The organism is Candidatus Saccharibacteria bacterium oral taxon 488 (genome assembly GCA_013099015.1).
Taxonomy (GTDB): Bacteria; Patescibacteriota; Saccharimonadia; order Saccharimonadales; family Saccharimonadaceae; genus Nanosynbacter.
Genome location: CP039998.1, coordinates 495722 through 509779 on the forward strand (window position 1 = coordinate 495722; position 14058 = coordinate 509779).

Consider the following 14058-nt stretch of genomic DNA (forward strand, 5'->3'; position numbering starts at 1 on the left):
TCTCTAATTTAGCGTCGTTAATCGCTGATAGCGACTGACGGCACGCGCCAGATGGTTATATTGTAACAAATCCTGCCCCTCTTTGACAAAGCGCTCGGCCTCCGTCTGTGCACGGGCAATCAGCGGCGTGTCGCTCAGCGAGGCAATTTTTAGGTTCAGCGCGCCATGTTGCGCTCGGCCGTAGATCTCGCCAGGGCCGCGCAACTTCAAGTCAACTTCCGCCAGGTAAAAGCCGTCTTGTGACTTCTCAATTTCCCTGAAGCGCTGGCTTGGTTTGTCGTGACTCGACAGCATCAAATGACAAAAACTCTGGTGTTCGCCACGTCCAACCCGCCCACGCAGCTGATGAAGCTGGCTGAGGCCAAAATGATCAGCATTTTCGATGAGCATGACCGTAGCGTTCGGCACATTAACACCGACCTCCACCACTGTGGTACTCACCAACATGTCAATGTCGCCGTCCGCAAACTGCTGCATAACCGCCGCTTTTTCCTCCGGCGGCAGTTTACCGTGTAGCAGCCCAACGCGGCGATGATGAAACATCGTTTTCGCCAATTTGTGATATTCCGCCTCGACCGACTTTTTATCATTGTCGGGATTATCGTCGATCAATGGGCAGATGACGTAGGCTTGGCGACTCTGAGCCAGTTCATGGTCAATGGTTTCATAGAGTTTCGGCGCTGAAGCTGGCGACCAAATTTTCGTTTCAATCGGCTGACGCCCGGCTGGTAGCTCATCCAAAATCGAGATGTCTAGTTCACCATACAATGTCAACGCCAAACTCCGCGGAATCGGCGTGGCAGTCATACTTAGCAGATGCGGCATGTAGTCTGACTTTTGTAGCAACGCCTGCCGCTGCTTGACGCCAAATCGATGCTGCTCGTCAATCACCACAAACCCCAGCTTGTGGTACGCCACTTTTTCCTGAATCAGCGCGTGCGTGCCAACCACCACGCTAATATTGCCGTTGGCTAAATTATCCAGCAGTTGCCGTCGCTGAGCGCCCTTGACATGCCCCGTCAGCAGCGCCACCGACACACCAAACGGCGATAACAACTCATCCAGCGTCTTAGCGTGCTGAGCCGCCAAAATCTCCGTTGGTGCCATGATGGCTGTCTGGAAACCAGCCTGCGCCACCTCCGCCGCTACCAACCCAGCGACCACCGTTTTGCCCGAGCCAACGTCGCCCTGCAACAAGCGGTTCATCGGATGCTCAAACTCCAAATCTTGCAAAATCTGCCAGGCGGCGCGGCGCTGCGCGTTGGTCAAGGGGAATGGCAGTTGCTCAACAAATTGCTTGACGACCGGCTGATTGAACGGGATACGCCAGCCGGTCAATTTGGTTTGCTCCTGCTTATTCAACTGCGCTGCCAAGATCATTTCAAACAACTCTTCAAACGCCAAGCGTTCACGACCGCAAGCGATTTCCTGATGATTTTTCGGCGCATGGAGAAACCTGACGGCTTCAGCACGACTAACTAGTTTTTGCCGCTGGACGATGTGCTCCGGCAGCGTTTCGGGCAAGAATTCCATGACAGGGCGCAAATTTTTCAGCAAATCCTGCACGGTTTTGGGGCGGAGGTTTTTGATGGATTTGTAGATCGGATGGATGCCCGACGCATGTTGGGCGTCCGACGCATCTGTCTGCTTGGCGAGCTCAACAGATGGACTGCTGATCTGATAGCTATTATATTGCATGCCAAATTGACCGGAGAACATGAACTCGGCATCAGATTTGAGCTGCGATTCGCGGTACGGCTGATTGAACCAAACGGCCTTCACCTTGCCAGAATCATCCGCCAGCACCGCCGTGGTGATCCTTAAGCCCCGGCGAACAATCCGCGTGGAAATCGACTCGCAGCGCGCCCGCACCGTCACTTTACCCGGCTGAAGATCAGCAATGTTAACCGCCGCCGAATAATCATCATACGCTCGCGGCAAAAAATCCAAGGCGTCCGCCACCGTCTCCAAACCCGCCGCCGACAGCGCCTGGGCGGTTTTGGGGCCGACGCCTTTGATGTGCGCGAGAGGGGTGGTTAGTTTCATCTAGGAAACGGCGTTGATGCCTTCCAGCGCGTAGGCGGTGTCTTCCCAACCTCTTACTTCTATTGAGTCAACGCCCATTTGTTTGACTGGAAAATCATTGCCGCCTTCCTGTAATTTATCGCCAAAGAATAGCGCTTCTTCCTTTGACCAGCCGTTCAGCTCAAGCAGCTTACCAATGCCATAGGCTTTATCAATTCCTGGCAGCGTAATGTCAGTACTAGTCGTACCACCAATCCTAACTTCGAGATTTGGTAGTTTCGCCGCCACCTTGTCACGATATACCGGACGGACATCCTTGTACTTTTCCGCCCAGGCATACTTATCCTCTGGCGACGCCTGTTGGCCCAGCGCCGACATGGTAATCTGGCTGTGGCGATCCTCAATAATCTCACCCGCAGGATTATCGCACCAAATACCCATCTCTCGAGCAACCTCCTCCAGCACTGCAGTTATCTGAGTTTTTTGCTCATCAGATAAATCGTTCGCATATTGAATCTTCCATTCATTATCAGCAGCATCAAATCGATAATACCTCGTACCGCACGTCGGCATTGCATGGAATTTTTGGAGTAGTTCGGGCTGAACATCAAGTCGGTCAATCACTTGCTTTTTAATCTGGTGGAATGTGCCGCCCGTGATGACACACATCTCATAGTTTTCAAGCAACCGACCAAGGATATCTGCCATACGATCGCTAATTGGTGACTTGGTAATAGCTAGCGTGTCATCCAAATCAAACCCGATAATTTTTTTCATTATTCCTCTCCTTCCATATTTTCTGCAACTAGAATAAACGTATTTTTACCTTTTTTCAACAAAGATTGATTGTTGATGGCTCGGTCATTAGCCAGTTTTTCGCCGTTAAGGCTGATGGCGCCAGATTTGAGCAGGCGTCTGGCCTCGCCGTTAGAACTGACCGCACCAGAGACCACCAACGCTTCAATCACGCCGACGCCGACATCAACACGTGGAATTTCTTTGGCCAGGGTGTCCAAATCATCGTCCAACAGTTGCCGAAAATCGCCGCCGCCAAACAATACTTCCGTCACCCGCTCCACTGATTCGCGCCGATTGACGCCGTGGACGATGTCGGTGACTTCGCGCGCCAAGACTTTCTGTGCTGAGCGCGCACCTGGGTTGACCGCGTGGTTTTCAGCGATAGCTTCAATGGTATCACGATCAAGCATGGTGAAGATTTTCATGTATTCGATGGCGCTTTCGTCATCAACGTTCAGCCAGAATTGGTAGAACTTGTACACGCTGGTTTTGTTTTCGTCCAGCCACACGGCACCACCTTCGGATTTACCAAATTTGCGCCCAGTTGATTTGTTGATGAGTAACGGCGCAGTCATGGCGTAAACTTCGGCATTTTCTTTTTTGCGGATCAATTCCACGCCTGAGAGCAAATTACCCCATTGATCAGAACCACCGATTTGCAAATTGACACCGTGATGCTTGAACAGATGCCAAAAATCATAACCCTGCAGTAAGGTGTAGGTAAATTCAGCAAAACTCAGACCTTTGCCGTTACTAATTCGTGCTTTGAAAAACTCGCGAGCGGTCAATTCCGCCATGTTGAAATTCTTGCCAATGTCACGGAGGAATGGAATCAGTTCCAGATTGCCCAGCCAGTCCGCATTGTCCACCAAGGTAAAATCGCGTCCCGCAAAAATTTGCGACACTTGTGTCTTCAACGCTCGCTTGTTGTATTCAATTTCCGCATACGAAAGCAGGCTCCGCTCCTCGGTGTCGCGCATATCGCCAATCATGCCGGTGCCGCCACCGACCAGCAGAAACACCTTGTGACCGCGCTCCAAAAAATGCCGCACCATCATGTAGACCGCCAAATGCCCGACGTGCAAACTGTCAGCCGACGGATCTGTCCCCAGATAGAGCGTGAAATTCTCCGAATCGATAAGCTTGTCATTGGTGAATGTGGTTTGGTTCCAAAACCCGCGCCACTGTAGCTCCTCTGATAATTGCATATTCCTCCTTTTCTGGGTAATAGTATAGCAATTTTATGATTGAAGCGAAACATAGGCGTGATATAATGATAGTGTGAACAAGAAACCCTCAGATAAGCAGTCGGGCTCCAGCGCAAAACCAGCGCCGTCACGTCCGCACCCAAAGCCGGCAAACCGGCTGAGTGTCTATGCAAACTTGGCGAATAAGCGTCGACTAAAGAAGGACAAGCGCTCCCGCGAAAAAGCAGAGTACCTGGCGAGCCTACCAAAGCACCCCGTCAAGCGGTTCTTTTACCGTCTCCACCCCAAACGCGTCTTTAAGTACTGGTTCTCTAAGCGCGGCGGCCTGATGGCGCTAAAAATTCTCGGTGTCGCCATCGTTGTGATGATTATTCTGATCGGCGGTCTGTTCGCCTACTTCCGTAAAGACCTCGACAAGATCCGTCCGGGTGAGCTCGCCAAACGCGTCCAGACGACGGTCACCAAATATTACGACCGCAATGGTGCACTGCTCTGGGAAGATAAGGGTACGGATAACTATAAGCTAGTGGTTGAGGCTGATAAAATCAGCGATTATCTCAAGAAAGCGACTATCGCTATTGAAGATCGTGATTTTTATAAGCACCACGGTATCAGTATCAGCGGGCTGACCCGCGCTATGTTTAGTACAGCGTCAGGTCGGCAGGTTCAGGGTGGCTCGACGCTGACACAACAGCTCGTCAAGCAAGTCTTCTTTGCCGATGACGCCGATAAACGCGGCCTTAGTGGTATTCCACGCAAGATCAAGGAAATCATCCTGGCGATTGAAGTTGAGCGCATGTACAACAAAGAGCAAATTCTCACGCTCTATCTCAACCAGGCACCATACGGCGGTCGGCGCAATGGCGCAGAGTCAGCCGCTCAAACATACTTTGGCAAGTCCGCCAAGGATCTCACTCTGGCCGAGGCAGCGCTGCTAGCTTCAATTCCGCAAAACCCAAGCACGTTCAATCCGTACAATATCGCTGGCCGCAAGATGCTGTTGTCGCGCCAGCACACGACGCTGGACTACATGCTGGAACAGGGCTACATCACTGAAGCGCAGGCCAAAGAAGCCAAGCAGTATCCGATCCTTGACAAGATCAAGCCCGAGACCGAGCAGCTAGCCGGCATCAAGGCGCCGCATTTCGTGCTCATGGTGCGCAATCAACTGGAGCGTGAACTCGGCAAAGCGGTCGTTGGCCGCGGCGGACTGACCGTTAAGACGACGCTGGATTGGAGGATTCAGGAGAAGCTCGAAACAGAGATGAAAGCCTTCTTTGAATCGGGCCGTCCGGGTCGAGTGCGCATTAGTAACGGTGCGGCAACGGTTGAGGACGCACAGACTGGACAGATTGTCGCCCTCGTTGGTAGTCGTGATTTCAATTATGCTGGCTTTGGGCAGGATAACGCCGCCACCGCCTTTATCCAGCCGGGCTCGACCATCAAGGCTTTCGACTACGCCAAACTGTTTGAGAATCGCGGCAGTAATCAGCAAAATTACGGCTCAGGCTCAATCCTCAGCGACGAGAACATAGACAAGATTTATGGCGCCAAGCTGAACAACTGGGACCGACGATTTATGGGAAGTATTTCTATTCGCCGCTCGCTAGCGCTTTCCCGTAATATCCCAGCGGTCAAGGCAATGTATATCGCAGGCAACGGCTCGCCAAAACCAACCGTTGACTATATTCACAACATGGGTAATACCAATTATTGCCAACAAGAAGAAGCGGCCGGCGGCTACGGACTGTCAGCAGCCATTGGCGCCTGCGGTACGAAGCAGACCGAGTTAGTGAATGCTTATGGCACCTTTGCCCGCATGGGCGTCGCCAAACCAAGCACCAACGTCCTCGAGGTAACCAACAGCCAGGGCGATACGCTAAAGAAATGGAAAGACGAGAGCAAACAGGCAACCGACCCGCAAGTCGCCTACATCATCAATGATATCTTGGGTGACGCGGACGCGGCGCGTGACTTGCACGGTTACGGTGCAATGAATGTGCCTGGCGTTAGAACCGCCGCCAAGACTGGTACTACCGACAAAAACGGCCACGCCAAGGATGTCTGGATCGTTAACTATAGCCCGGCGCTGGTCATGGGTATGTGGCTCGGCAATTCCGACACCAGCACCATCAACACCCCGAACTCAGCCTTTGGTATGCCGGTGGTGCGCAGCGTCATGTCGTTTGCTCACAACGAGGTTTATGCCAAACAGGGCAAATGGAAGCCAAATGATTGGTTCAAGCGGCCAAATGGCATCCAGCAGCAAGGCAAAGAGCTCTATCCATCGTGGTGGAATAAAAAACAGGGCGAGACTACTGAAAAGATTAAGTTTGACCGTGTCTCCAAGAAAAAGGCGACAAATTGTACGCCAGCTGACGCCATCGAGGAAATTGAGGTCACCAAGACCATTGACCCGCTCACCAAGAAACCATCATACTCAGCGCCTGAAGGTTACGACGCCAACGCTGATGACGATAAGCACAAATGTGACGACGCCAAGCCAAGTGTCAGCCTATCGCTTTCTGGCTCTGGCTCCAGCCGCACCATCACCGCCCGCGCCACCAACGGCACATTCCCGCTCACTTCAATTGACATCCTCGTCGATGGTCGTAGCGTCAAAAGTGAGTCAATCTCCGGTAGTGGTGGCAGCGTTTCGGTCGGTGTCCAAGTTGATAAACCAGGTCGGCACATTATCCAAGCAATCGCCCGCGACGAAGGCTACTATACTGCATCAGACAGCGGCAGCTTCTCGGTAGGCAGCAGCTCAAGCTCCGACTAATCCGCCTCTCTTTCCCCCTGTGACACATAAAAACCAGACCGCTTCAGTCTGGTTTTTACTTCTTCTTAGTCTTAGCGACTATTGCTCATTAACCATCCGGATCAAGTCAGCCTCGCGCTGCGCCTGGGTCTTGGGGCGAGCCGAACGGTGACCTTGAGCTGCGGCGCGCGAGGCATCGGGTTTCGCCGCCTTGCTGGTCTGCGGCCGACGACCGGTGGAGCGCTGCTTGGATTGTTTGGGAGCGGCTTGAACTGGTGACTGTTGCGCCGCTTCTTTTGCTTCTTTTGGCTCAGCGCAAATCTTGGCAAACATCATTTTACCAGCATCAGTTTGCAGGCTTCGGATGATTTCAATGCGTTTTTTCTGACCCAGGAATTTTTTAGCCTGCTCAACTACCACCATTGTACCGTCGTGCAGATAGCCGACGGCCTGATGAGAATCCTGACCTTTTTGCGTCAATTCAAGCACCAGCTCATCGCCAGGCAAATAGCTCATCCGCAAACTCTTGGCCAGCTCATTGATGTTGAGGATCTGGATACCTTCGACTTGCGCCACCTTGTTTAGGTTGTAGTCCAGCGTCAAAATAGCAGCGTTCATTTCCTTGGCGAGTTGCAGCAAGCGGTTATCAACGCCCTCAGGAATGCGCGTTGCATCATCAAGTAGCGTGAACGAGCCGCCCAACACATCTTTGAGTTCCTTCATGGCGTCCATGCCGAAACGGGCGCGCTCACGCTTGGCATGATCAGCACCGTCGGCCAGTAGTTGCAATTCTATCAGCACACTACGCGGCACGATGATCTGCCCTAGTAAGAACCCAGTCTTTGCCAGATCAACCACCCGGCCGTCCATCAACACCGAGGTGTCAACCAGAATCGGCAGCTGCGTACCGCTACCTGTGTGCCGCCGCGGCTTGACCAGTAGATATATTTCCGCCATGATAGCCAGCAGCATGATAATGATGATAAGTTCAATTGTTTTTTCCATAATAATTTCCTTTTATCTAATAATGTTATTGTAAATAGTCAATCAGTGCCTGGCGTAAATCGCCGACGCCGCGCACAAATGCGTCCTTGTGGGTTTTTGGCGCAATGGCATAGGTAAAGCCAAGCTTCTTCGCCTCTTTGACACGGGTGTGCCAGCCTTGAGCCGAGCGCACTTCGCCGCCTAAGCCCACTTCGCCAAACACCACCGCTTCATCACTGAGCTTGCGGCCAGCTGAGGCCGAGGCGATGGCCATGGCGACTGCCAAGTCCGCCGCTGGGTCGCTGAGTTTCAAACCGCCGACCACATTGATGTAAATATCCTTGTCGGAGAGATTGAGCTTGGTGCGCTTTTCCAGCACTGCCACCAACAAGTTCAACCGGTTGAGGTCAAAACCGCTGGCCGCCCGCTTGGGATAGCCAAAATTCGTCGGATTGACCAGCGCCTGGATTTCCACCAATAGCGGTCGCGCCCCCTCCATGGTCGCCAGGACGATGGAGCCGTCGAGGTTTTGCCGCTCCGCCAGCAAGCTAGCCGACGGATTAGCTACAATCCGTAAGCCATCCTCACGCATCTCGAAAATTGCCGCCTCATTCGTCGAGCCATAGCGGTTCTTCTGCGCCCGCACCACCCGAAAGCCGCCATAGCGATCACCCTCAAAGTTCAGCACCACATCAACCAAATGCTCCAGAACTTTCGGCCCGGCAATTGAGCCTTCTTTAGTGACGTGACCGACCAAAATCACCGCGGTGTTCGCGGCCTTGGCAGCGCGAATGATGACGTTGGATGAGTTGGTGATTTGGCTGACCGAGCCTGGCGCTGAACTAATCTCCGCCAACGACAGCGTTTGGATGGAATCGACAATCACCAGGTTGTACTGGCCAGTCTGGATAGAGGCGGCGATGTCTTCAGCGCTGTTACTGGACGCCAATTGCAAGTTCTCTGAGTCGACCGCGCCCAGCCGCTCAGCCCGCAATTTGACCTGCGATACCGACTCCTCGCCACTGACGTAGAGTACTTGTTTCTGCCGAGCGATGAATGCCGCCACCTGCGCCAGCAGGGTACTTTTACCAATCCCTGGCTGGCCCGCCACCAGCACTACGCCGCCTGGCAGAAAGCCGCCGCCGAGTACCACATCAAGATCGGCGATGCCGGTTGCCAGCCGCGCTTGCTTGGCCTCGGTAGCCGTCTCGCTGAGTTTGAGCGTGGTGAGTGCTTTGCCCTTGCCGCTGCTGCGGGCTACCGCCGACGCGCCCGTATCAACCGGTAATTGCTCAACCAGCGAATTCCACTCGCCGCAATTTTCGCACTTGCCGATCCACTTCGGATAGCTGGCGCCGCACTGCTGGCAGATGAACTGCGATTTTGCTCGAGCCATTATTTGACCGCCTTTTGACTATCGAGGCTTTGATTTAGCTGGTCAATCTTGCGCCCCAATGCGTTCAATTTTTCGACATCAGTGTTGTAAGTGTCGACCTTGCCCTCGATAGTCTGCCGCTCACGACGAAGCGCCAGGCCGCGCTGGCTCAGCCGGGTTCGCTCAGCCTGAAACTCAGCTTGCGTCTGAAAACCACCCGTCGTCGCCCGCTGATTAAATGCCGCTACATCTTGGTTATAGGCATTAATGCGTGCACTGTACGACGTCGTTAGCTGCTCAATTTCGCGCTTCCGCTTATCGAGACTGGCCGCCAGTGCGTCGGCCTCGGCCTCGGCACTGGTGAACTTTTGATTATACTGAGCATGCAATTTTAACAGCGCCGCTCGATTACTGAAATACTCGGCATAATGCGCCTCCAGCTCCGACCCGAGATCAGCAAACTCTGTACCCAAAATTGAATGCAGCTCATTGGCGCGCGTACCTGGCTGAGCACGCTCATAATACGCCATCCGCTCTTCGAGCTTTTTGGTCTTGACCTTGGTATAAGCCGCCTCCAGTAGCTCGCCCAGCCGCCGACGCTGCTCCACCGAATAGCGCGACCACGCCACGTGCAGCATTTCGTGAGCCGCCGTCACCTCTTTGATACCATCTAGCTCCGCGTTCTGCACGTTATAAATGTGAATGGTCTCTTTGGCGTGAGCGTAGCAGCCAACGATCGGGCTGGCCTGTTCGACACGACGGCAATCTTGATTAAATTGCGCAGCGTTTTCTAGTCGCGGCTGGGCGAGATAAAAGCTAAATTTGGCCTTGTCAGTCATCGTTGCCCGTTGCGCCAATGTTGCTATGTCCTGGCTCGGTTGATACTGCCAGACCCTGATATGATCCAGCACTAGCTGGCGATTGAGTACCAGCCAGCTACCGCCAGCCACCAGCCCCACAAACACCACGACGCCGAGGAGATTACGCAGCCGTAACATTGATCACTACCTCACGATTTTTTGCAGTCGCTGTCAAGACCGCGCCGGGACGGGCTTGACGAGACAATAAGACATCGCTGAGCGGGTCGGCCAACATTGTCTGAATCGTCTGCCTGAGCACCCGCGCGCCACGCTGCTCATCAAAACCGTTGTCTATGATACAACGTTTAGCGCTTGACGTAATCACCAGCGTCATTTGCTGCGCTCGCACTGCTTCTTTAAGCTCGCTGGCGAGATTATCAAAAATCTTACCCACCACCGGCCGGGTCAAACTCTTGAAATGCACCACCGCATCAAACCGCCCGATTAGCTCTGGTCGCAGTAACTCCTCCAGCTCGCGTCGCGTCGCCCGAGCGTTGCGCTCATTCACATCGTCCGCCCGTGAAGTATCGCCGCCATGCGAGCCAAAGCCCAGCTCACCGTCGCGTACCATTGCCTCGGCGCCAACATTGCTGGTCAAGATCACGATCGTCTGCTGGAAGCTCACCGACCGACCGCGCGAATCGCTCAGCTTGCCGTCTTCTAAAATTTGCAGTAGCAAGTTCAATACATCTGGATGCGCCTTTTCGATCTCGTCAAACAACACCACGCTGTACGGCTGCCGGCGAACCTTGTCGGTCAATTTGCCACCCTCATCATAGCCGACATAACCAGCCGGCGCACCAATCAGCTGACCGGCCGTATGCCGCTCCGAGAACTCACTCATGTCAATCTTGATCAAGCTATTGTCGCCGCCAAATACTTCCCGTGCCAGCACGCGAGCTAGCTCCGTCTTGCCCACGCCAGTCGGCCCGAGAAAGATGAACGACCCAAGCGGCCCTGACCGCCGACTCAGCCCAGCTCGCGCCCGGCGAATGGTTCGCGCCAGTGTCGCCACGGCCTTCTCTTGACCGAGCACTGACCGACCCAGCCGCTGTTCCAGCGCCGCCAGGTCTTTGCGCTCATTCACCGTCACTTTTTCCGCTGGCACGCCAGCCATCGCCGCCACCGCTCGCCGCACGTCATCCTCGGTTAGCTCCGGCAATGCTGGATTGTCAGCCGGTAGCTGCTTGGCCTGTTGCTCCAGCTGTTTGATGCGAACCTTTAGCTCAGCCGCGCGTTGATATTGCTCAGCCTCGACCGCCGCATCGAGCTTGCCCGCTAGCTGTTTGATCCGCCGCGCTAATTGTTGTTGCTTGGTCAGTTTAGCCGGCCGCCGCGTACTAACCAGCGCCGCCGCCTCATCGAGTACGTCAATCGCCTTGTCCGGCAAATGACGCTCTGTCACGTAGCGCTGGCTGAGGGCCACGCTCAACTCGATCATCTCATCAGAAATCCGCAGTCGATGATGGGTCGCCAGCCGGCCGGCTAGCGCCCGCACCATGGCCACCGCTGCCTGCTCATCTGGCTCCGCCACCGTCACGGCCTGAAACCGCCGACTGAGGGCCGCATCTTTTTCGATGTGCTTGCGATATTCATCAAATGTCGTTGCACCGATCACCCGCACCTCGCCACGCGCCAACGCTGGCTTTAGAACATTCGCCGCATCCATCGACCCCTCGGCCGAGCCGGCGCCGACCAGCAAATGCAGCTCATCAATGAACAGCATGATCTCCTGATGATTACGCGCTGCAGTCACGACTTTTTGTAAGCGCTCTTCAAACTGACCACGAAACTTTGTACCGGCGACCATGGCCGTCAGATCAAGCTGAATCAGCCGCTTACCGACCAAAAACTCCGGCACTGTCCCCGTGGCAATCCGCTGTGCCAAGCCCTCGACCACCGCGGTTTTACCGACGCCCGGCTCACCGATCAGCGCTGGATTGTTTTTACCGCGCCGCCCGAGCACCGTGATCAGCCGCTCCGTCTCGGCCTCCCGACCGACCACTGGATCAAGCAGTCCGCTCCGCGCTCGCTCCGTCATATCAACTCCATACTGATCAAGGATCTTGAGATCGGCCGACCGACGAGCATGCGGCGCCGCACCTTCCTTCGACTCGTCCTGTATGGCCTCCAGCTGCTGCCGATCAAACACGTCCTCTAGCGTACCGCGCAGCTCCTCCAGATCCACATTCATATCACTGAGCAACTTCGTCGCCCGAGCCTTGTGCTGCAGTAGCATGCTATAAACAATGTGCTCAGTGCCGATGCGCTCCTGCCCAAACTCCGTCGCTAGCTGCCAAGCCGTCCGTATCGTCTCCAGTACCTCGGCGTTCATGCCTTTGTGAACAACCACCACCACGAACGACTGCGCGGTTAAGCCTAGCGCCAACTCCGCTCGATCCAGCGTCACACCACTCTCCGCCAAAATCTTCGCACCCAGCGACGAATTTTGCGCCAGCACGCCGAGCAGCACATGCTCGGTACCGACATACGGACTGCCGCTATTATGCGCCAGCAGCCCGGCACGCTCTAAGCTGGCCTTGGCGGTATCAGTCAGCCGAGATTCTAACTCAGAAAAATCTTCCGGCATATCGCCCTCCTTTCGTTTTCGGCGATTCTCACGAGGCAGCCTATTCCGCCACCTCCTCAACCACGCTCATCAAGCTGTCCTCAATATTTTTGCGAGGTTTCGTTTCAGGCTTAGCAGCCGCCTTTGCCTCAATGTCCAGTTCATAGCCAGTCAGCCGACTTGCCAAACGAACATTCTGCCCAGCCCGGCCAATAGCCACTGATTGCTGATCCTCGCTAACATACACTGTTGCCCGCTTTTCATCTTCATTGACCGTTACGCTCAGTACTTCCGCTGGACTCATGGCATTGGCGATAAAGCCAGCCGCATCTTCCTCAAACGGAATGATATCAATTTTTTCCTGCTCGCCAATTTCGTTCATCACCGCCTGAACGCGCGTCCCGTGACCGCCGACGAAGGTACCGACTGGGTCAACACCTGGCAGCGCCGATGCCACCGCCAATTTGGTGCGGCGACCCGCCTCGCGAGCAATGGCTTTGATTTCCACGGCGCCCGTTTCCATCTCTGGCACTTCCTGACTGAACAAGAACCGCACAAATTCTTCATTGCCACGGCTCAAGATCAACTGCGGACCGCGACCTTCGCGTTCGATGTCCTTGATGAATACTTTGACGCGGCGACCAACGCCGTAATACTCGCCAGGAATCTGCTCAGACTGCGGCATGATACCAACTGCCTTGCCCAGCTCGATCCGCACCACGCGCGGCTCAACCCGCTGAATTGTACCGGTTACCACCGTGCCAATTTTATCCTCAAATTCTGCCAGCACCACTTCGCGCTCTGCCTCGCGCAGCCGCTGCAAAATCACTTGCTTAGCGGTCTGGGCTGCCACGCGGCCAAACGTCGTCACGTTGTGGGTCTCGACCGTCACTTCACTGCCCAGCTCAGCTGCTGGGTCAACCGCCTTGGCCTCGTCCAGGCTCATTTGATTGACGTCATTTTCGACTTCTTCAACCACCGTTTTGACGACCGACACCACAGCCGTGCCGCTGTTGATATTCAAGCTGGCGCGCACCAACTGCTCGCGCGTGCCGTTATCACGCCGCCACGCTGCCGCGATAGCCTGCTCGATTACCTCTAGAACCGTTTCTTCTGGCAGGTTCTTTTCCTCGGCAATCGTCCGCACCGCCAACGTCAATTGCTTAATATTCAAATCTTCCATATTAGCTCCTTTACGCTATTTTATTATACTACGTTTCATTGCAAACGCCCAAGAGACGAAAAACTCCGACCTGATCGGCCGGATATGTCAGCAGTATAGCATATCCAGCCAGGCAGCGTCAAGTTCAGCCATCTCATTCACCCATATCAGCCTGCGAACGGGTATACGGCTCTAGGAGCGGTAGCGGCGCATGGCTATCTATGCACCCTTTGACAAAAAGCATTGACATTTTCTACTAATAGTGATATATATATCTCAGCCTTTTGACAATTTTTATTGTAAATTGTCAACTGCG

9 protein-coding genes are annotated in these 14058 nt (G+C 54.3%); 1 reads left to right on the plus strand and 8 read right to left on the minus strand.

Features of this window, described 5'->3' with window-relative positions; translation table 11 throughout:
• Nucleotides 1–3 precede the first annotated feature (3 nt).
• Genes recG through FBF29_02665 form a run of 3 tightly spaced genes read right to left on the minus strand, consistent with a single transcriptional unit; the run spans nucleotide 4 to nucleotide 4031 of the window.
• On the minus strand, nucleotides 4–2046 hold the full coding sequence (gene recG / locus FBF29_02655) for an ATP-dependent DNA helicase RecG (GenBank protein QJU07586.1): 2043 nt from the start codon (nucleotides 2044–2046) through the stop codon (nucleotides 4–6).
• Complete coding sequence (locus tag FBF29_02660) at nucleotides 2047–2802, minus strand: HAD-IIB family hydrolase (protein ID QJU07587.1); 756 nt, start codon at nucleotides 2800–2802, stop codon at nucleotides 2047–2049.
• Nucleotides 2802–4031, minus strand: a complete 1230-nt coding sequence (locus FBF29_02665) for a tyrosine--tRNA ligase (protein QJU07588.1) — start codon at nucleotides 4029–4031, stop codon at nucleotides 2802–2804. Before FBF29_02665 ends, FBF29_02660 begins: the two co-directional genes overlap by 1 nt.
• 73 nt (nucleotides 4032–4104) lie before the next feature.
• Between FBF29_02665 and FBF29_02670 the strand changes: the two genes are divergently transcribed.
• Nucleotides 4105–6813, plus strand: a complete 2709-nt coding sequence (locus FBF29_02670) for a penicillin-binding protein (GenBank protein ID QJU07589.1) — start codon at nucleotides 4105–4107, stop codon at nucleotides 6811–6813.
• Nucleotides 6814–6891: 78 nt separating this feature from the next.
• Here the strand turns inward: FBF29_02670 and FBF29_02675 are convergent, their stop codons facing one another.
• Genes FBF29_02675 through nusA form a run of 5 tightly spaced genes read right to left on the minus strand, consistent with a single transcriptional unit; the run spans nucleotide 6892 to nucleotide 13763 of the window.
• A complete protein-coding gene (locus tag FBF29_02675; protein ID QJU07590.1) occupies nucleotides 6892–7797 on the minus strand; it encodes a hypothetical protein in 906 nt (301 codons plus the stop codon).
• A gap of 25 nt (nucleotides 7798–7822) precedes the next feature.
• Nucleotides 7823–9172: a DNA repair protein RadA gene (radA, locus tag FBF29_02680; protein ID QJU07591.1), complete on the minus strand. Its 1350-nt coding sequence runs from the start codon at nucleotides 9170–9172 to the stop codon at nucleotides 7823–7825.
• Entirely contained in the window at nucleotides 9172–10149 is a 978-nt protein-coding gene (locus FBF29_02685) for a hypothetical protein (GenBank protein ID QJU07592.1), read from the minus strand. Before FBF29_02685 ends, radA begins: the two co-directional genes overlap by 1 nt.
• Complete coding sequence (locus FBF29_02690; GenBank protein QJU07593.1) at nucleotides 10133–12601, minus strand: ATP-dependent Clp protease ATP-binding subunit; 2469 nt, start codon at nucleotides 12599–12601, stop codon at nucleotides 10133–10135. Before FBF29_02690 ends, FBF29_02685 begins: the two co-directional genes overlap by 17 nt.
• A gap of 40 nt (nucleotides 12602–12641) precedes the next feature.
• Entirely contained in the window at nucleotides 12642–13763 is a 1122-nt protein-coding gene (gene nusA, locus FBF29_02695; protein ID QJU07594.1) for a transcription termination/antitermination protein NusA, read from the minus strand.
• Between the last annotated feature and the right edge of the window lie 295 nt (nucleotides 13764–14058).